The sequence below is a fragment of the Streptomyces sp. NPDC104371 genome (assembly GCF_055583785.1).
This window is the reverse complement of the sequence record NZ_JBVJNF010000017.1, coordinates 17,671-35,325: the sequence shown is the minus strand read 5'-3', so window position 1 is coordinate 35,325 and position 17,655 is coordinate 17,671. Positions and strand designations below refer to the sequence as shown.

The following is a 17,655-nucleotide window of genomic DNA, read 5'->3' as shown; positions in this document are numbered from 1 at the left end:
GCAACGATGCCGGGTAGCGCCGTCGTTCAGGAGTGGCGAGGGGCCACTACCCGCCCCGTGACGGAGGCAACGTGATCTCCAACCCAACTATGAGGCAACGTTCCCGCAGCTACGGTGCGGTGGTGACCAACGCCTCTCCCCCGGCCGAGTGTCCGTCTCGTTCCCTGTCCGTCGATCACGCGGAGGCGCTGTTTCCGTCCGCCTCGGATCCTGAGGTATGGCAATGGATGCCCTGGCCCCGCCCCGGCTCGCTGACAGAGACGCGGGCGATGACCGGCCACATGCCGGCGGATCGAGCCCGGCGGTGCCTTGCGGTTCGCGCCTGAGCGACGAGGTGGTGATCGATACCGCCGCCCGGCCCGCCCGGCACCGCCTTGGCGATCGGCATCCTGGCGCTGCTGGCCGCGGCGCTCCTCCTGGGTCCGGTCATGGCACGAAGAGGCGGCGCGGCATCGGAGTCCGACCAGCCGAACTCGCCCTGATCGGCGACCTGTTCCATGACGCAGGCCATGTCCGCGCCCAGGGCCGTACGGTGCAGTACGCAGTCGAGACAGAACTCGTTGCCCTCGACGTCCTGCATGGTGATGCACGACTCGTTCTCGTCATCGGCGGGCAGCAGCCGCACGCGTACGGCGCCGAGTGCAGTGGCGGCAGCCAGCGAGCCAGGCCGTTGGTGCGTTCGATCGTCCACCGGTGTCGTCCGAGTCGCTGCGAGGTCTCGATGCCCTTGCGGGCGATGCGGTGTCGGATGCCTCGCGGCACAGAGTGTAGGTGCTCCCTGGTGTGCTGGGAGTGCAGTGGGTCGCTGACGCACTGTGCAGCGGCACGGGGATCACTGTGCGTTTCCGTCCCCTCCGTGGAGTTGGCCGCTTGAAATGTTCACCACGAGGCGAAGCGATTGACAGGGGACCGTAAGGCGTCGGTCGGCCGATGGGCGGGGCGGATCAGTTGCGCGTGCTGGCCGGTGGGCCGACGACGGTGGTGAGCTGGAGTTTGGTCTCGTCCTCACTGCCCGGCGCGGCGGTCATGATGACGATCTTGAGCTCGGTGTCGCCGTCGGTCAGGACATCGCAGTCCACCGTGACCGGGCCCACCGACGGGTGGTCGACCGTCTTGCGGACCTCGCGGTTCGCGGTCACCTCTCCCGTCGCCCACAACTCGGCGAACCTCTCGTTGCCTGCGTTCAGATCGCGGACCAGCGCGGCCAGGCGACTGTCCCGGGGGAAGCGGCCGGTGGCGCGGCGCAGGTCGGAGACGAGGGCGGCGTCGGTGGTGTCGGGGTCCGTATCGGTGACCGGCCACAGCACGAGGGGGGTGTGATCGGCGCCCACCGGGAACCTGTCGCGGGCGAAGTTGCGCATCCGCGGCGGCGAGGCCAAGGGGTCGCCCAGCAGGGCGGCCCACTCGTGGTTCCACCACACCAGTTGCCAGTCCGCCGCGAACACGGCAACCGGTACGTCTCCGAGGCGGACGAGCACTCGTTGCATACCGGACGGGAGATGGTCGTGGATCGTGCCGTCCGCCGGCGGCACGATCTGGGCCAGCCGGTAGAGGTGGTCCCGCTCGGCGGTGGACAGCTGGAGGGCGCGTGCCAGGGACGCCACCACCGACGCCGAGGGTGTCGTGGCCCGCCCCTGCTCCAGACGCACGACGTAGTCGACCGACACTCCGGCCAGGTCAGCCAGTTCCTCGCGCCGCAGCCCGACAGCCCGGCGCTTGCGGACGACCGGCAGCCCGGCGGCCGACGGAGGAAGCCGGTTCCGCCACGTGCGGATCATCGCGCCCAGTCCGGCCCCGGGGGGTGTCGTCGTCATGCTCTTCATCCTCCTGCATCCCCGATCACATGCGGGGGCGCGAGGGTGGTACTGGTCTTCCCACCGTCGAAGCGTCCCTGGTCCGGCTCCCTCGCCCAGGCAACCATCGAAGGCATGACGATCACTTTCATCACCGGAGCCAACAAGGGCATCGGCCGCGAGACCGCCCGCCGCCTCATCGCGTGCGGTCACACCGTTCTCCTGGGAGCCCGCGACCGTGAGCGGGGTGAGGAGGCAGCCGCCGCGCTGGGCGCACGCTTCGTCCCCGTCGACGTGACCGACGACGCGTCCGTGGCCGCCGCCGCCGCGGACGTCGCCGAGCACGAGGGCAGGGTCGACGTCCTGATCAACAACGCGGGGGTACAGGGTCCCTTCGGTGATCCCGGCGACCTCACCGCCGCCGACGCCCGCGCCGTCCTCGACGTCAACGTCATCGGTGTCGTCCGCACCACCACCGCGTTCCTGCCGCTGCTGCGCCGCTCGGACGACCCCGTGATCATCAACGTCAGCAGCGGCATGGGCTCTCTCGCCTTCACCCACGACCCCGGCCGGTCCGAGTCGCTCGTCGCCGTGCCGCTGTATGCCGCCTCGAAGGCGGCGCTGACGATGTTGACCACGCAGTACGCCAAGGGGCTCAAGGGCATGCGCGTCAACGCCGCCGACCCCGGCTACACGGCGACCGACATAAACGGTCACAGCGGCTCCCAGACCGTCACCGAGGGCACGGACGCGATCGTTGCCCTCGCCACCGAGGGGCCCGGTGCCGGCACCGGACGCTTCGTCGACCGTCATGGCGAGATCGCCTGGTCCTGACACCGGCGGTCCGGAGACTGCCGCCTCCGACCAGCGTGAGAACGTGGGACGACCGTCACGCCAGCCCTTTGACCTGCGTCTTCAAGTTGGCGGAGGCTCATTCCACCCCCACCGTCGCCCCTACCTCCACCGTCCCGCGTCCAGTGCCCTCCGCCGTCGCGTCCGGGCCCTAAGGGCGCAGAACGGCCGTACCGACCTTGCTGCGCCGACGCACTCAGTCCGTACCGGCGACAGCCCGTCCGCCACTCGCGAGGTGCCGGACGGGCCGCGCGTGTCGACCCCGTCCTGCTGCCGCGATCACCAAGGCCGGCCGTGAGGCGCCATCGGCCCGGGCCGGCCTGCTCCGAAAGACAGGCCCCAGGTGAACGACAGTTCTGATCGTGTCCCCGGGGCAGATCACGATGCTCCTTCGGGACCGCCGACTGTTCTACGGCGACACCGCGCTGTCGACGTCAGCGAGCGTCCTCCGCCGACATCAAGAGGATTTCACGTGTTCGCGTCCCTCGCGTTCGATCTGGCACCGTATGCCGACATCGATGAAGATCAGTTCGTACAACGTGGTTACTGCAGTTGGAGTGACGCGGGTTGGCGATCGCTGCTGGTGCAGAGTTTTGTGCATGTCCGCCAAGTCGAGGACTTCCTGCTGCCTGGAACGTCCGACCTGCATCTCGTGCTGTGCACTGAGGGAGAAGCGATGATGCGGGTCAGCTCCAAAGGGACATCGACCAGGCGTCGTTGGAGTCCCGGTCGACTCGAGCTCAGGGTGCCCGGCCAGTCGACAGTGTGGAGCTACAAAGCGACGTCGATCATGTCCACCATCCAGGTGCATGTACGACGGACTGATATCGAGCAGGCCGCGCACGGGCTGAAGAAGCCCGCTGCCGACTTCGAGGAGTTGTCCGCCGAACTGAGCGTGGGCGACCCGGTCGTCGAACACATCGTCCGGTCCTTGCCGGCCAACCGGGACGCGGGGGACCTGTACGCCGAGTCAGCCGCGGCGTTCCTCGCAGCACATCTCATGTCCAGGGGCCGGATTCCTCGCATGCCTGGACATGAGCACGCCGCAGTGCGCAACGCCATTAGCATCATGCAGGATCGCCTGGCAGAACCGCTCACCCTCGCCGAGATCGCGGCCGAAGTGCATCTCAGCGTGTACCACTTCGTCCGTGTCTTCCGGGATGCCGCTGGCGTAACACCATATCGATATCTCACCCGGCTTCGTATTGAGTCAACCCAGCGACTTCTGGCGGAGACCAACCTCACCCTTGAGCAGATCGCCCAGCGGTGCGGCTTCGCCGGGTCCAGCGCCTTGTCATCGGCATTCCTGCGCCAGGTCGGTGTCCGGCCCTCCGCCTACCGCAAGGCGACTGCCAAGTAGCTCTCCGAAGGGCGTTCTCGGGCGGTCTTCGCCAGGAGACGCCCGAGAGCGGTCAACCGCCCTGATGTCGTACGGCGGCCGGCAGTTCTGCATCTCTTCGCCGTGCACGACGGTCCAGTGACGTCGGAACGGCTCGCGCAGGGACTCTCCGTGCCTGACATCATGAACCACCGCATCAACTCCCGGAAGAGCCCGCGAGGAGGCGCGCTGCCCGGCTGGTGCTTTCGGCGACCTGCTTCTGGTAGGCGGTCAGGGCGGTGGAGTTGGCGGAAATCAGTTGCCGCTGGTACCCGGTGAGTACGGCGAAGTAAACCGCGGCCAGACGCGAGGAGCCGGTGCAGGATTCGGCGGCCGTGGCCGCGGCGATCTCATTGGCAGTCGGCCGGTCTGTGTTCCAGGGCCCTGCGGCCAGTTCTTCGGGATCCTGGGCGGGATGTCCCGCTGCGGTCATGCATGCGGACCAGCGCTTGCGGGCGGTGACCACTCGCTGGTCCGTACCCGTCTGCTGGAATGACCGATCGAAAAGGGTCCGGACGAGCTTCCAGCCGTCGGTGTTTGCCAGACCCGGTAGTTGCTTGTCCGCCTCGGCGGAGCAAGCATTGAAGTCCTTCTGCGAATACCCGGATCCACCTCCCGCGCCGCTTGGAAGTGCAACCGCCGTGTGAAAGCCCCTGCTCTTGGCTGTTGCGCGGCCGATGTAACCCCAGGCGCCGACCGGGCGGACCGCCTCGCTCTCCTCACTGCTCTTCGCGGCGACGCGGATCATGTTCTGGCCCGAGTAGGTCTTATCCCCTCTGCTCTTCATACAGCGGACCACCAAGGCCTTTCGCGTCCTGAACAGCAGGTCGTCGTCTTGCTCGGAAGTGCCGTAGGCAGATAGCGGGAGCCGTGTCAGCCCGTCGTACCCACTGGCAGGCGCTGTCGGCGAGGCCGTGATGACCGGCGGCGCGCCTGCCGCACTGCCTTCGAGGTTCGAGGAACAGGCGGTGGCGAGCAGGCCGGAGACAACAATCGTCGCCGCCACACCGGCAAAGCGTCTTGCTCCTCGCCGTGCGGCGAGCGGGACCCTGGTGAATGCCATGCGGGAAGTACCTCTTCGGGAAGGGCAACAACGTGACCGGGCTCGCATCTGCTCACAGACGGCCACGACGCCCAGCTCGCGGCCCGTGTTGACGGCGGGTAAACCTCTACGGCGCTTCGGGGCCGGCTTTCCGGGCCCTGGTGCGGAAACAGACCTCGGCTGGCTGCGGCCCCGCCAGGGGGCTCACAGCCAGCGAAGTCTCCAGCAAACGCCAGGCGAGAGAGCCGCCGTGGTCGCTTGGCTTTACGCACCGGCGGCCAGGTCAACCGCGTGCAGCCGGGGCTGCCGCCCTAGTGGATCTTATTTCAGTAAATGCCCACGCCGTGAATGTGAGGTGGACGGTTCGGGAATACGGTCCAGGTCCACTTCGCAAAATCGGTATAGGTGCCATTGACGTCATCAATCCAGGCGACGTTGTTGCCCGTGTAGATTTCGTCGAGCCACCCCTCCACCCTTCCGTACGTGTTCGGGCCCGCAAAACAGCGTGTGCCATACCACGAATCAGACGCGACACTGCGAGCTTTGATCTTCAGGTAGTCGGTGTGGTCGCCGCAGGGAAGTTCGCCCGCGGAAGCATTTGTCACCGGCCCCAGCAGGGCCATGACGGCGGCCCCCGCAAACGCGATAACTCCGCCTACTTTCAATCTCTTCTTGGTCGAGTTCACATTCTCTCCTGAAGCTCGTCCAAGCCCGCGCCTGGCGGGCATTGGGATGTGATCTCCAAATTAGGTGGACGCGGTTGCGCATGGCCATGCTTCAGCTTGCTGTCGCAGCAGCATGATCTTGCGGTACGCCGGCAACCGGTCACTGGCGCCCCGCCCTCCAGCGCGGCGAGCGTGAAACGGGCACGATCGAAACGCACACCGGCCTTGGCACACCGGACACACATCCGAGACCAACCGCGAAGCACAGGCCCCTACACGTCCTGCCGAGCTACTCCTCCTCCCCGATCCGCGGATACGCCCGGGCCAAAACGAATGAGGATGGAGTGTCATGAATCAATCCTGATAGACCCGCGTTGACCAGGTAGACCCTGCGGCATCCGTCGGCTTTGTGTCGATGCTGGCGTGATGATGATGGACGCCACGAACGCGCTGGCTGCGATCAGGGCTCTGGAGACGCAGAGGTCTGTGCCGCTGGTGTCGTCAAGGGCGGTGACGTTGATGCCGGTCTCCGGGATGTCGCTGTCGATCGCCGCGACGCGGCTGCCACCGGTCGGACAGAAGCCGCACTTCGCCTCGCCTTCGAAGGTCTCGCACCAGGTCGGCTTGCTCTCGCCGGTCCAGGTGACCGTCGCGAAGCCCACCCACCACGTCACCGGGATGCCGCCGAGCTTCCGGCAATGCTCGCAGGCACAGGTGTGGATCGTCCGGGATGCCGGATGCCTCGCACATGTGGGCGCCACACTGGCAGCGCCCAGCCCACAGGTCGGGGACGACGATTCGCTCGGCCACGGGGACGGCTCCTGGGTGCGGGAGAGCTGATTCCGGCGACAGTGTGCCGCGCCACAGCGAGATCGCGCTGGCGTTCGACATCAGCCGACCCCAACAGGATGGAGATTCCACCCTTGAAGGCGAATATCCGTACGAACCCACACGGTTCGACGTCGCAGTACGCACAGGCCACGCGTGGGCAGCGGGTGGCGCCTCGCCTCCGCTCGCATCGGACAAGCACTCATGACAAAGCCCCCGGAATTGAATGAGTTGCGATGCCGGGGACCCTGCCCGTTGCGTGCGGGCCGGAGGTCAGGCGGCTGGGGTGAGGGCCAGGGTGTAGTGGCGGCCGGTGGTCGGGTGGACGGTGAGGGTGTCGCCGTCGGCGGTGGCGGCCTGGTAGGCAGGGTGGGGCAGTGTAAGACGAGGGCTATTCGCCCGGGTCGAAGTCCATGTCTGAATCCTCGGCCTCGTAGGTCTTTGGAGGAGATATCCGCGAAGCGGCCCGGAACGCGGCGCGGGCCACCGCCTCGTACAAGCGCCGCTCGGCAACCGTCCGGGCCTCCGACACCTGCCGGGCCAACACCGAAACGCCGGGCAGCAGCACCCGGTTCTTCCGCAGCCACGTCACCGCGTGGTTGAACAGCGCCACAGGCCCCTCGGCATGCGTCCACGCCCGCCCGTACAGGAAGCCGCGGAACTCCCGACCCCACTTCCGATCGGTGAAGTCCCGGTACTTGAACCGCTTCTGGATCTCCGCCGCGTGCTCGTACACCGTCGATCGGCGCTCCGGGTACCGCTTCATGCACGAGGCGTCGGCGATGCCGAGCTGCCCGGCCAGGTACTCCACGGCCTCCCGCGGCACCGCGAGTGGGTCCTCACCCAGGAACCGGCCGATGTAGCGGACCGTGCAGATCTGAGGATCCTCCTCCGAACCCCCGCACCAGGCCGATCACGTGTGCTAGACGACCATGATCGTTCTCACCGGGATTTCCTGTACCTCAACTACAAGCGCCGCCAATTGCATCGGGTGCGAACTGGCGACAGTTGATGTGTCGGCACCAGCAAGGGCGGACGACACCTCGCTGAACAGGGAGGTCAGGCTCCGGTATGTCGTGCGACGGTAACGGCTGGCGAGCCACGATGGCCAGCCGCTGTCACTCGTCCGGATGGACGGCCTGCGGTTTCGCCCCCGACTCGCATCCGATGCGGTTTTCTCGCATTGGATGCGAGCTACGGAGAGTGGTGGACAGTGAGGTTCAACGGGACGGTCCCGGGGGCGGCGAGACTGCACCTGACGGACGGCGTCGCACTGCTGCGGCCGGAGGAACAGGTCTTCTCCGCGATACTGGGCGGATTCGCCAATCAGCAACTCGCACGGAACCTGGCCCGCTCGACTGTCGAGGGGCGGGAGAACACGGTGAAGGCGTTCACGGCCTACGTGAACGCATTTCCCTGGCAGTGGATGAATGGCTCGGTGACCTGCGCTCGTTGCGTGATCTGAAGCGTTCGACGATCCGCTCGTACTCCGAGGCCATCCGCTCCTTCTGCCACTTCGCCACCGACCCCCTCTACGAATGGGCCACCACTTGTGAAGAGCGGTTCGGCTCCCATCCGGTCCAGATCGTGCACGAGTGGAACACCGCGGTGCACGTCCAGGACAACGAGTCCGATGCGAAGAAGCGCGCCTTCACCAAGGCCGAGCTGCACGCCTTCTTCGCTCACTGCGACGACGAGGTGGCCCGCATCCGGGCCTTCGGCCGCAAGGGCTGGCTGCCTGCGTTCCGCGACGCGACGTTGTTCAAGACCGCGTACGCCTTCGGCACGCGACGCAACGAAACACGGATGCTGGACGCGGCTGACTTCGGCCGCAACCCTCACGGAGCCGAGTACGGCGAGTTCGGTCTGTGTCGCGTCCGGTTCGGCAAAGCCAAGAAGGGCTCACCGCCCAAGCGACGCACAGTGCTGACCGTCTGGGACTGGGCCCCCGACATTCTGGATGAGTGGTTCACCGAGGTCCGGCCGCTGTTCGGAGGCGAAGGGAACCCGGCCGCCTGGCCCTCCGAGCGCGGGCTGCGGATCGGCTGCCAGCGGCTCAACTCCCGGTTCATCACCTACCGTCAGGCCCTTGGCCTGGACGAGGGACTGGATTTCCATTCCTTCCGCAGGTCCTACGTCACCCATCTGATCGAGGCCGGCTGGGACCCGCGCTTCGTCCAGGAGCAGGTCGGTCACGACCACGCAAGCACCACCGCGATCTACACCTGTGTGAGCTCCGACTTCCGCACCCGCACACTCCGCCGACATCTGGACGGCACCATTGCCGCCGCCCTGAAGAGCCAGGCCGGGAGGCAGAGGTGAAACGCAAGGTCGGCTACACGTGGAAGCTGCGCGAACTCATGGGTACTCACGGCATGTTCACCACCACCGAGCTGGTGCCGCTACTACGCGACCGCGGCATCGAACTGTCAGCTTCCCAGGTCCACCGACTGGTCTCCGGCACCCCCGAGCGGTTGTCGCTCCAGGTCCTGGCCGCGTTCTGCGACATTTTCTCCTGCACGCCGGCAGACCTGGTCACCACGACCGCCGAGAACGCCGGAGTCCGCAAGACCGCGACCGGTGATCTCCCTGCCTTGCCGACGGCGGTCGCGAAGCTGCGGCCCCGACCGGCCCGAATCCTTCCTGACGAGTGAGCCCCGCCTACACCCCCGAGGAGTGCGAACGCTGGCACAAGAGGACGTGCGCCCGCTGTCAGCGCCACGGCTGGTTCGCCGCCCGCTGGCCCGACGGCTATGTCTGCCGCACCTGCCACGACAAAGCTCTCTGCGTTCGTGGAACCTGTCCCGAATGCCGAGTCGAACGTGCTCTTCCCGGTCTACGGCCCGGCGACCGCACGCCGATCTGCTCCGACTGCGCGGGCTTCATGATGTCCTATCGATGCTCCCGCTGCGGAGAGGAAGGCAAGCTGCACAGAGGTCGGCTCTGCACCCGCTGCACCGTTGCCGACCGGCTTTCCCAGCTACTGGACGACGGCACCGGCCACATCCGCCCCGAACTCGTTCCGCTGGCCGACTCGCTCCGCACCATGGACAGCCCGTTGTCCGGCCTCGCCTGGCTCGACCGGAACAAGGAACGCCCCGACTCCACCGCCGACTGGCTACGCCGACTCGCCACCGGCGACATCGAGCTGACCCACGAAGCCTTCCACAGCCTCGAACCCTGGCGGGCCGCCGCCCATCTGCGGGAACTCCTCATGTCCTGCGGTGTCCTACCCGCCGTCGACAAGCGGATCTGCTCGCTCGAACGATGACTCATCGGCCACCTCGCCGACATTCCTGACCCCGACCACGCTCAGGTCATCCGCCGGTTCGCCACCTGGGAAGTGCTCCCACGCCTGAGGACCAGCAGCCAAAAGAAGGCGATCACACCGGCAGCCCGTCGACATGCCGCTGACCAGGTTAAGCAGGCCACAGCCTTCCTCACCTGGCTCACCGCCCGTGATCACACCCTTGGCACCTGCGGCCAGACCGGCATCGATGCCTGGCACACCGAGCAGAACGAGTACACCCGCAACACCATGCGAGCCTTTCTGCTGTGGTGCTCGGCCAGCAAGCTCACCCGGGCATTCCGGCTGCCCCCGGTCCACATCCGCCGGGCCACCCCGATGCCGCAGCCCGAACGACTGGAACTGATCGGGCACCTACTCACCGACCCGGACCTACCGCTTCGCACTCGGGTCGCGGGCGTGATCGTCCTGCTCTATGCCCAACCACTCAGCCGAGTCGTGCGCCTCACCCTGGACGACATCGGCCACAGCAACGACCAGACGCTTCTCCGCCTCGGCGAACCGCCGTCCCCAGTGCCAGAACCGCTCGCGGAACTGCTACATCGCTGGATCAGCAGTCGGGACAACATGAACACCGCGACCAACCACGCCTCCCGGTGGCTGTTCCCCGGCCGCCGGGCCGGGGAACCGATGCACCCCGACGCTCTTGCCTCGCTCATCAACGACATCGGCATCCCGACCACGGCTGGCCGCACAGCCGCGATCCGGCAACACGTTCTGGAAATGCCCGCGCCGGTCGTTGCTGAGGCTCTCGGCTATCACCGGGTCACCACAGCCAAGCTCGCGTCCGAGGCCGGAGGCACCTGGAGCCGATACGCCACCGGAGACCACTGGCGGTCACCACCCGGCTGGACCCCACAGAGCAACGCCTGAATCTGCGGTCGGCCGAATGAACCTTCTACTCCGCAGGAAGAGGACTCAACGGGATCTGGGACAACGCCCAGCGCGTGAACATGAGCAGATCCTCGCCGGCGATGTCCTCAAGCCGGTCGAAATCCTCCGGCAGCACGTCGAGCAGGAAGTGCTCGACTTCCCGGTCGGCCCGCTTGATCAGAACGAGGCAGCGATAACAGGGCTTGGGAGGACGCTCAAGAAGGATCGCTCGCAGAGACCCCGTCGCATCGTTGGCCAGGTACTGATCCAGCCATCCAGGCTCGCGTCCCCTGCCGAGGTTGAGGCGCTCGCTCTTCGAGCTCAGCTCTACGAGGACCTGCTTGTTCACGCGCTTGATCTCTTTGGGGACGTTCAGCGGCATGGAGGCAGGTTATCCACCAACGGCCAGGACGCGAGGGGCTGCCAGCAAAGACCATGACCTGCGGCACCCCAACACACAGTGACTACACCGACGCTTTGCCAGCAATACTCGCGACAGTTGAATACGCGAGCCCACCAGTATCACACCCGGACAACTACCAGCTCAGGACACGAACCGCTGCTGGATTACTAGGAGTTCTTCGCCGCGCGGGCCCGATAGGCCGCGACTGTCGTCCGGCTCGCGCACGCGTTGGAGCAGAACCGCCGCGTGCGGTTGCGTGACTGGTCCACGAAGTAGTTCCCGCACCCGACCGCGGCGCACCGTCCCAGAGTCACCGTCGGATCCCCGGCGGTGACCAGGGCGAACTTAGCGGCGATCTGCTGGCCGACCCAGCGCTTGGCCGGGGCGCCGTTGCGGCTGAAGTGGATGTGCCAGCCGCCGAGGCCGTCATGGTCGGACAGGTGCATCTCCGGCGGATAGTCGCGCAGCAGTCGGTGTACGGCGTCGGGGTCGGTGCCGTCGACCAACTGCGCCAGGGCCGTGCGTACGAGCTCGGGAAGGTCGCCGTAGTCACCCTCCGGTGGCGGGACGATTTCGTGTTCAGCGAAGAACGCGGCGACCAGTTCGCCGTGTTGGTCGAGGGTTCCGGTATTGGCCAGCTCGACGGCCAGCCGCGCCACGTTCCCGATGTAGTCACCGTATTGCACTTGACCCCCTACATGGTCCCTTCATACTGTAGGCGCCATGATATCCAACGATGCCTACATGGCCAGTCGTCTGCATCTGCTCGGGGAGTGGGACGCCGCGCTCGCCGTCCTGGGCCCGGACGCCGCGCCGGAACTGCGCGCGGAGATCGCCGTCGACCGGTGGTTCTTCCAGAGGCAAAATCACGAGGAGGCCGAGAAGGCGGTAGCGGCACTTGATCCCGCGTCACCGATCGCACAACTGCTCACCGGACGGCTTGCCTACAGCCGCCTGCTGTTCCGGCGCGACACCTGCGCCGACGACCGCGCCGCGGCTGAGGCCGCCTACCGCGCGGCGGCCGAGGACGGCGACGAGATGCTGAGCGCCTGGGCCGAGTACCACTGGGCCGTCCTGCTGGACAACATCGACGAAGATGCGGCCGGCGCTCTCCCGCGGTACGAGACGGCGCTCGAGGTCGCGACGAAGTCCGGCGACGGGCTCTTCGAGTCCTACATCATCCGCCACCTCGCGCCGCACAAGGAGCCCGCGGAGCGGCTGGCGATGCTGCGCCGCTCGCTCCATCTGCGCGCCGCGCTCGGCGCCCGCCCGCAGACGATCGCCGCGCAGGCACTGCTGGCCGAGTACCTCCCCGAAGGCGACCCCGAGCGCGCCGAGCTCCTGCGGATCTTCCGCCCGGGCGCGGAAGAACTGCATATCGCCTGGCTCCTGTTCGAGGACTGAGGCGCCGAGCGCCGGGCCCCGGACGGAGCGCGCCGGGGCCGGCCCGAGGGCCCGGCCGCATCCCCGCATCCCGCACCGACTCAGGGCAATGGCAATACGGGCCTCGCGGCCATCCTCGGCCGCTGCTCGGCCCGCGCAGCGGCGCTTCGTACTGGTCGTACGGGCAGCCCTTGATGTCTCACAGCGAAGGGAGCAGTTCAGGTTGAGCAAGAGCAACTTCGGCAGGAGGAACGCGGCGGCCCCGGAGCCGTCAGTGTCCTCGCACTTCACGGGTTCGCCTCCGGCGCCACCGCGGTTTCGGCCGGCCGGTTCCGGCGACGCCGATGCCATCGCACGGCTGCAGGTGGCCAACTGGCGCCGCCACTACCGCGGCGCGTTCTCCGACACGTTCCTGGACGGCGATCTGGTGGCCGAGTGGCGCGCTGCCTGGTCCTCGCGTCTGTCCAGCCCGGGCGGTACCTCGACGGTCCTGGCCGAGGACGATGCCGGGCTCGTGGGACTCGTGCATGTCGTCTTCGACGAGGACGGACGCTGGGGCAGCCTCATCGACGGTCTGCACGTCAGCCCGCGCCGCCGTCGCACCGGACTCGGCACCGAACTGCTGTCCCGCGCCGCCGAGGCCGTCGCCGAACGCGCGCGTGGCGGTGCGCTGTACCTGTGGGTGCTCGAGCAGAACACCGCGGCTCAGGAGTTCTACCTGGCCCTGGGAGGCACCTGCACGGAACGGGCCGCGGTGGCGGCCCCCGGCGGAGTCTCGTCCCGGCTCATCGGTTCCCCCGCCAAGCTCCGCTTCACCTGGCCCGACGCCACGGTGCTCGCCCGGCCGGAGGCACGGCGGGGTCAACCGAACCCGGCCTGACGGAACGACCCGCCGCCCGCCCGCCACCGACACGCGACGCGGCACCACGGACTGTTCCAGGTTCAGATCATGTGACGGGTCGGAGGCTGCGGAGCCAGATCATGGCGCCGCGTAAGCGGAGTCCGGCGAGGTAGCTGGTGGGGGTCTTGTCGTAGCGGGTGGCCAGACCCCGCCACTCCTTGAACTTGTTGACGCAGCGTTCGACAGTGTTGCGGTCTTTGTACAAGTCGGGATCGTGTCCGACCGGGTGGCCCCCACACGTGCCCTTCTTCTTACGGTTGGCTGCCTGGTCGGACTTCTCCGGGATGACGCTGCGGATGCGGCGTCGCCGCAGGCAGGAGCGGTTCGCGCGGGAGGAATACGCCTTGTCGGCGGCGACCGCGCCGGGCCGTGTGCGCGGACGGCCGATGGGTCCGCGGACTCTGAAGCCCTCCAGAACCGGGGCGAATCGGGGGCTGTCGGCGGCCTGCCCCGCAGTGACGACGAACGACAGCGGTCGGCACCAGCGGTCAGCTGCAAGGTGAGTCTTGGTGGTCAAACCGCCGCGTGAGCGGCCGAGTTCGGCCGCGCGGAGCCGGGCTCTGCGACGTCGACGCGTGCGGCGGCGTTCCTCACGCGCCGCCTGATCGTCACCTTCGCCAGGCGGGTCTATCGGGGCGCTTTGCCCCTTTGGAGGAGCCCCTTCTCCTCCGCGACGGCCATCGATGTCGCGGTGCTGTCCCTGTCGTCCCCGGGCGTGCAGGACCTGCCGGAGGCCGAAGCCGTCGCGGTGGCCCGCGACGCCAACGACCAGCTCGCCGAGATCGTCGCCTCCCGGCCCGACCGCTTCCAGGCGTTCGCCGCGATACCCACCCAGTCACCGGCCACGGCCGCGGCCGAACTGGAGCGCGCGGTGTGCGAGCTGGGCTTCCCCGGGGCGATGCTGTACGGACGGACCGGGGACAAGCCGGCCGACCACCCGGACAACGACGAGCTGTACGCCACCGCCGAGCGACTGGCCGTGCCGCTGCACTTCCACCCGCAGACACCGCCCCGGCCCGTCGTCGACGCCTACTACTCCGACCTCCCGGGCCCCATGGGGCCCCTGCTTGCCGGAGCCGGACTCGGCTGGTACTACGACCTCGGCGTCCAGTACCTGCGCATGATCTTCTCGGGAGTCTTCGACCGGTTCCCCGATCTGCAGGTGATCGCCGGGCACTGGGGCGAAGTCGTGCTGTTCTACCTCGACCACACGGGCTTCTTCGGTAAGGCGGGAGGTCTGCGGCAGCCCCTGGCGGACTACTTCACGGGGAACTTCTGGGTCGCTGGCAGCGGAACCAACAGCCCCCGCTACCTGCGCTGGACCGCCGAGGTGATGGGCACCGACCGGATGCTGTACTCCACCGACTACCCCTTCACCTACGGCTTCCGCCCCGGCGGCTTCCCCTACGTCGATACCAGCAACGGTGCGGCCCGCTCCTTCCTGGAGAACTCGCCCTTCACCGACGAGCAGAAGGCCGACATCGGCCACCGCAACTGGGAACGCCTCACCGCCCGCGCCAAGCACCCGTCCCCCTGAACCGCCAACGGGCGGCGGGCCAGGCCCGGGCGCCCGGTGCGCGCCGACCCCGCAGGTGCGACGCCGGGCGCCGGTTCGATGAGGCGGAGACAGCCAGCAGTTGCGGGTCGGTGAGGTCGTTGGCGAACTTCCGGCGCAGCGTGGCGTCCCATTGATCTGCCCCGGAGCGCCAGGCATTGGCCAAAGGTACGACGTGGTCGATGTCGGCCTGGCTGGCGGCGGTGAGGACCTTGCCGTCGTAGGACCGCCGACCATGCGTCTCGTCGGCCGCACCTCGTGTGACGACGAATACCCGTTCGCCTCCGACAAGGATGGTGGAACCCACCTGCCCGCCTCCCCACCAGCCAGGGAGAGATCATCTGGGTCAAGGTCCAGGAGGACAGAACCCGGTACGCACGGATCACCGCGTGGCGTGGCCAGATGTACGTCATGGACGGCGAACCCTTCTGCGTAGTCGCCTGAGCGCGGCTACACTCCCCGCCCCAACAGGAGTGCCCCTTCCCAACTTTCGTTCGGGAAGGGGCACCCTGCCCGTTCAAGGAGGCCCCCTTCGTGCTGGTCCGTGAGTCCTCTTTCACCGTCGCCCTCGGCGAAAACGGCTACCTCATCGGCTTCACCGACGACTACGACTACCCCGACGAGTTCCCCTTCGGCCGACGCTGCGGCCCAGCCACCGACGAAAGCGCCGTCGTCCTCACCACCACCGACACGGGCCCCCTCCACCTGACCATCCAGCTCCACGACACCCCACCCGCCCCCGAAACCAGTAGTGACTGGGAACCCGCGGAAGAGATGAGCCTGCACGCCGACACCCCCACCCTCTGCCTCGCGACCCTCGAGCAAGGCGACATCCTGCACGCCTGGCCGGACGAGGAACCCATCCTCGAGATCCCGCCCTCCCCCGACGGCGAGGACTGGGTGCGCATGCGCCTGCGCTGCCACGCCGACAACCCCGAACCCGGCATCGGCGACCGCGGAGAACGCCACCTCATCCAGCTCTGGCGCGCACCCCAAGAACCCCCGGTACACCCCGACATCACCGACGCAGACCGCCAGGCACAAGCCGACTACGCCACAGACAGGGCCATATCTGTAAAGGACTACACCACCACCTACCCGAACACACAGCCCGACTAGGGCGCATATCGAGTCGTGATCAATCGGAGGGATGCGCCTTGGTGGCGTGGTCCGGTCCGGTAGACCCTCTTACGTGACGCGAGTGCAACTGACTGACCCGGAGTGGGCGTTCATCGAGCCGTACCTGCCGATCGGCGAGTACGGCCCGTACCCCGAGCGGCTGCGGCAGCAGTTCGAGGGCGTGACCTGGCGGTTCAAGACGGGCGGGCAGTGGCGGGAGATGCCGTCGGAGTTCGGCGCTTGGTCGACCGTCCACAACCGCTTCCGGCAGTGGCGCGACGCCGGGGTGTCGGCCGTCCCCGTACCCGGCCGGACGCGGTCGCCAGGGACAAGGCTTACGCGTCTCGCGGCAACCGCGTCTACCTGCGCAAACGCCGTATCAAGGCGGTCATCCCAGAGAGGAAGGACCAGGCGGCCAACCGGAAAGAAGTGCAGCGGGGGCGGCAGGCCCGTCAGCCATGACGCCGGGCTCTACACCAAACGCAACACCGTGGAACGGCTGATCAACAAACTCAAGGACTGGCGGGGCATCGCCACCCGCTACGACGGAACTCCCGCCGGCTACCTCGCCGGCCTCCACCTACGGGCCTCGATGATCTGGATCAAGGACCTCACCAGGCACCCGTCGATCACGACTTGATACACGTCCAAGGAGCGAAATCCGTTGGCCCCTCGGGCTGGTGATCATCTACCGTCGCCCGGGTGATGAGCGAGACGCGGCTGGATGAGTTCACTGAGCGCGGCTTCGTCGTGATCCCACAGGCAGTGCCGGGCGAGCTTCTGGATCGGGCGAACCGCCGGGTCGACGGACTGGTGGCCGGGCAGCCGCCGGAAGCCGGCAAGGTGGGGCCGCATTTCTACTTCCTGGAGACCAAGGAGGAAGAGGATCTGCTGGCGCCGTTGACCGGCGGCCCGGCGTTCGGGTACACCGAGGAGCTGGCCGGTCCTGGCACCCTGGGGGTCCCCTGGCAGGTTCAGGTCGCACTGAACATCCCGCCGTTCTCGCACCGCCCGGGCATCCCGCACATCGACGCAGCCAACGCCGAGCCGGTCGACGATCCCGAGTTCGGGACCTTCACCATGCTGGCCGGTGTCTTGCTGACCGACCAGCTCACCGAGGATTCCGGCAACCTGTGGGTCTGGCCGGGCACGCACCGCACCCACGCCGCCTACTTCCGCGAACACGGCACGGGCAAGTACTGCGCCTACCCCCCGATCCCCCTCCCCGAGCCCGAACAGATCACCGGCCGGGCCGGCGACCTGCTCCTGGCCCACTACCTACTCGGCCACAACATCGGCGGCAACTTCGCCTCCGACCAGACCCGACGCATGCTCTACTACCGCATCAGCAACCGCGCGCATGCGACCCGCCAGAAGGACTTCCTGCAGGACGTCTGGCTGGAGTACGGGCCGGTCAGATCCCGCCTCACCGAAACCTGAAGCAGGCTTCCGCGTCTCACGGAACAGATCTTGCTCGATCAACCCATGTAGCATCCGTCAACTGCGGCCCCGCCGCGCGACGCAAGATGATCTACCAGATCAGCTCCCACGAGGCC

Annotated in this window: 19 protein-coding genes and 4 pseudogenes; 13 read left to right on the top strand and 10 right to left on the bottom strand. The window is 67.5% G+C overall.

The features are described 5' to 3' along the window. Positions 1 to 544: 544 nt before the first annotated feature. Both ACZ60T_RS32650 and ACZ60T_RS32645 read right to left on the bottom strand, forming a co-directional pair. A pseudogene (locus tag ACZ60T_RS32650) lies at positions 545 to 814 on the bottom strand (VOC family protein); the annotation flags it as partial. Positions 815 to 944: 130 nt separating this feature from the next. Beyond that, complete coding sequence (locus ACZ60T_RS32645; protein ID WP_469669244.1) at positions 945 to 1,823, bottom strand: helix-turn-helix transcriptional regulator; 879 nt, start codon at positions 1,821 to 1,823, stop codon at positions 945 to 947. 105 nt (positions 1,824 to 1,928) lie between these two features. Between ACZ60T_RS32645 and ACZ60T_RS32640 the strand changes: the two genes are divergently transcribed. Together ACZ60T_RS32640 and ACZ60T_RS32635 are read left to right on the top strand one after the other, a co-directional pair. After that, entirely contained in the window at positions 1,929 to 2,627 is a 699-nt protein-coding gene (locus ACZ60T_RS32640) for an SDR family NAD(P)-dependent oxidoreductase (RefSeq protein WP_469669243.1), read from the top strand. A 490-nt stretch (positions 2,628 to 3,117) separates the two neighbouring features. Next, entirely contained in the window at positions 3,118 to 4,005 is an 888-nt protein-coding gene (locus tag ACZ60T_RS32635; protein ID WP_469669242.1) for a helix-turn-helix domain-containing protein, read from the top strand. Between the two features lie 175 nt (positions 4,006 to 4,180). Here ACZ60T_RS32635 and ACZ60T_RS32630 read toward each other — a convergent pair whose 3' ends face one another. The 4 genes and pseudogenes from ACZ60T_RS32630 to ACZ60T_RS32615 all read right to left on the bottom strand — a co-directional run. Then, entirely contained in the window at positions 4,181 to 5,086 is a 906-nt protein-coding gene (locus tag ACZ60T_RS32630) for a hypothetical protein (protein ID WP_469669241.1), read from the bottom strand. Positions 5,087 to 5,391: 305 nt separating this feature from the next. Further along, positions 5,392 to 5,751, bottom strand: coding sequence for a beta/gamma crystallin domain-containing protein (locus tag ACZ60T_RS32625; protein WP_469669240.1), 360 nt, complete (start codon positions 5,749 to 5,751; stop codon positions 5,392 to 5,394). A 326-nt stretch (positions 5,752 to 6,077) separates the two neighbouring features. Then, positions 6,078 to 6,392: a hypothetical protein gene (locus ACZ60T_RS32620; RefSeq protein ID WP_469669239.1), complete on the bottom strand. Its 315-nt coding sequence runs from the start codon at positions 6,390 to 6,392 to the stop codon at positions 6,078 to 6,080. A 629-nt stretch (positions 6,393 to 7,021) separates the two neighbouring features. Continuing rightward, positions 7,022 to 7,438, bottom strand: a pseudogene (locus ACZ60T_RS32615) (DUF4158 domain-containing protein); the annotation flags it as partial. 333 nt (positions 7,439 to 7,771) lie between these two features. On the opposite strand from ACZ60T_RS32615, the gene ACZ60T_RS32610 reads away from it, so the two are divergent. The 5 genes from ACZ60T_RS32610 to ACZ60T_RS32590 all read left to right on the top strand — a co-directional run bounded on the left by ACZ60T_RS32610 (position 7,772) and on the right by ACZ60T_RS32590 (position 10,738). Continuing rightward, on the top strand, positions 7,772 to 8,023 hold the full coding sequence (locus ACZ60T_RS32610) for a hypothetical protein (protein WP_469669238.1): 252 nt from the start codon (positions 7,772 to 7,774) through the stop codon (positions 8,021 to 8,023). Further along, entirely contained in the window at positions 8,011 to 8,880 is an 870-nt protein-coding gene (locus tag ACZ60T_RS32605; protein ID WP_469669237.1) for a tyrosine-type recombinase/integrase, read from the top strand. Before ACZ60T_RS32610 ends, ACZ60T_RS32605 begins: the two co-directional genes overlap by 13 nt. Continuing rightward, positions 8,877 to 9,212: a helix-turn-helix domain-containing protein gene (locus ACZ60T_RS32600; RefSeq protein ID WP_362301629.1), complete on the top strand. Its 336-nt coding sequence runs from the start codon at positions 8,877 to 8,879 to the stop codon at positions 9,210 to 9,212. The genes ACZ60T_RS32605 and ACZ60T_RS32600 overlap by 4 nt, the downstream gene beginning before the upstream one ends. A gap of 230 nt (positions 9,213 to 9,442) precedes the next feature. Then, complete coding sequence (locus ACZ60T_RS32595; protein WP_469669236.1) at positions 9,443 to 9,829, top strand: hypothetical protein; 387 nt, start codon at positions 9,443 to 9,445, stop codon at positions 9,827 to 9,829. Between the two features lie 72 nt (positions 9,830 to 9,901). Further along, a complete protein-coding gene (locus ACZ60T_RS32590) occupies positions 9,902 to 10,738 on the top strand; it encodes a hypothetical protein (protein ID WP_469669235.1) in 837 nt (278 codons plus the stop codon). Between the two features lie 25 nt (positions 10,739 to 10,763). Here ACZ60T_RS32590 and ACZ60T_RS32585 read toward each other — a convergent pair whose 3' ends face one another. Together ACZ60T_RS32585 and ACZ60T_RS32580 are read right to left on the bottom strand one after the other, a co-directional pair. Next, complete coding sequence (locus ACZ60T_RS32585) at positions 10,764 to 11,120, bottom strand: hypothetical protein (RefSeq protein WP_469669234.1); 357 nt, start codon at positions 11,118 to 11,120, stop codon at positions 10,764 to 10,766. Between the two features lie 188 nt (positions 11,121 to 11,308). Next, complete coding sequence (locus tag ACZ60T_RS32580) at positions 11,309 to 11,827, bottom strand: CGNR zinc finger domain-containing protein (protein WP_365633960.1); 519 nt, start codon at positions 11,825 to 11,827, stop codon at positions 11,309 to 11,311. 37 nt (positions 11,828 to 11,864) lie between these two features. On the opposite strand from ACZ60T_RS32580, the gene ACZ60T_RS32575 reads away from it, so the two are divergent. Both ACZ60T_RS32575 and ACZ60T_RS32570 read left to right on the top strand, forming a co-directional pair. Next, positions 11,865 to 12,545 carry a hypothetical protein gene (locus ACZ60T_RS32575; protein WP_469669233.1) on the top strand — a complete coding sequence of 227 codons (681 nt, stop codon included), beginning with the start codon at positions 11,865 to 11,867 and terminating at the stop codon, positions 12,543 to 12,545. A 202-nt stretch (positions 12,546 to 12,747) separates the two neighbouring features. After that, positions 12,748 to 13,404, top strand: coding sequence for a GNAT family N-acetyltransferase (locus ACZ60T_RS32570; protein WP_469669232.1), 657 nt, complete (start codon positions 12,748 to 12,750; stop codon positions 13,402 to 13,404). 67 nt (positions 13,405 to 13,471) lie between these two features. On the opposite strand, the pseudogene ACZ60T_RS32565 reads toward ACZ60T_RS32570, so the two are convergent. Continuing rightward, positions 13,472 to 14,020: pseudogene (locus ACZ60T_RS32565) on the bottom strand (IS5 family transposase); the annotation flags it as partial. 45 nt (positions 14,021 to 14,065) lie between these two features. Here ACZ60T_RS32565 and ACZ60T_RS32560 point away from each other — a divergent pair. Continuing rightward, positions 14,066 to 14,962 (top strand): amidohydrolase family protein, encoded by an 897-nt coding sequence (locus tag ACZ60T_RS32560; protein ID WP_469669231.1) that lies wholly within the window; start codon positions 14,066 to 14,068, stop codon positions 14,960 to 14,962. Here the strand turns inward: ACZ60T_RS32560 and ACZ60T_RS32555 are convergent. Continuing rightward, positions 14,931 to 15,287 carry a GmrSD restriction endonuclease domain-containing protein gene (locus ACZ60T_RS32555; protein WP_469669230.1) on the bottom strand — a complete coding sequence of 119 codons (357 nt, stop codon included), beginning with the start codon at positions 15,285 to 15,287 and terminating at the stop codon, positions 14,931 to 14,933. The genes ACZ60T_RS32560 and ACZ60T_RS32555 overlap by 32 nt on opposite strands. 227 nt (positions 15,288 to 15,514) lie before the next feature. Between ACZ60T_RS32555 and ACZ60T_RS32550 the strand changes: the two genes are divergently transcribed. From ACZ60T_RS32550 to ACZ60T_RS32540, 3 genes and pseudogenes are all read left to right on the top strand, one after another. Continuing rightward, the gene (locus ACZ60T_RS32550) at positions 15,515 to 16,099 is read left to right on the top strand and encodes a hypothetical protein (protein ID WP_469669229.1); all 585 of its coding nucleotides are present in this window, start codon (positions 15,515 to 15,517) and stop codon (positions 16,097 to 16,099) included. Between the two features lie 73 nt (positions 16,100 to 16,172). Continuing rightward, a pseudogene (locus ACZ60T_RS32545) lies at positions 16,173 to 16,739 on the top strand (transposase). A 65-nt stretch (positions 16,740 to 16,804) separates the two neighbouring features. After that, positions 16,805 to 17,539: a phytanoyl-CoA dioxygenase family protein gene (locus tag ACZ60T_RS32540; RefSeq protein ID WP_469669261.1), complete on the top strand. Its 735-nt coding sequence runs from the start codon at positions 16,805 to 16,807 to the stop codon at positions 17,537 to 17,539. The last annotated feature ends 116 nt before the right edge of the window (positions 17,540 to 17,655 follow it).

What these genes read in the sequence shown, in the direction of transcription:
- ACZ60T_RS32645 (WP_469669244.1), bottom strand. Translation starts at nt 1,823, where the DNA reads ATGAAGAGCATGACGACGACACCCCCCGGGGCCGGACTGGGCGCGATG.
- ACZ60T_RS32640 (WP_469669243.1), top strand. Translation starts at nt 1,929, where the DNA reads ATGACGATCACTTTCATCACCGGAGCCAACAAGGGCATCGGCCGCGAG.
- ACZ60T_RS32630 (WP_469669241.1), bottom strand. Translation starts at nt 5,086, where the DNA reads ATGGCATTCACCAGGGTCCCGCTCGCCGCACGGCGAGGAGCAAGACGC.
- ACZ60T_RS32595 (WP_469669236.1), top strand. Translation starts at nt 9,443, where the DNA reads ATGATGTCCTATCGATGCTCCCGCTGCGGAGAGGAAGGCAAGCTGCAC.
- ACZ60T_RS32585 (WP_469669234.1), bottom strand. Translation starts at nt 11,120, where the DNA reads ATGCCGCTGAACGTCCCCAAAGAGATCAAGCGCGTGAACAAGCAGGTC.
- ACZ60T_RS32575 (WP_469669233.1), top strand. Translation starts at nt 11,865, where the DNA reads ATGATATCCAACGATGCCTACATGGCCAGTCGTCTGCATCTGCTCGGG.
- ACZ60T_RS32540 (WP_469669261.1), top strand. Translation starts at nt 16,805, where the DNA reads ATGAGCGAGACGCGGCTGGATGAGTTCACTGAGCGCGGCTTCGTCGTG.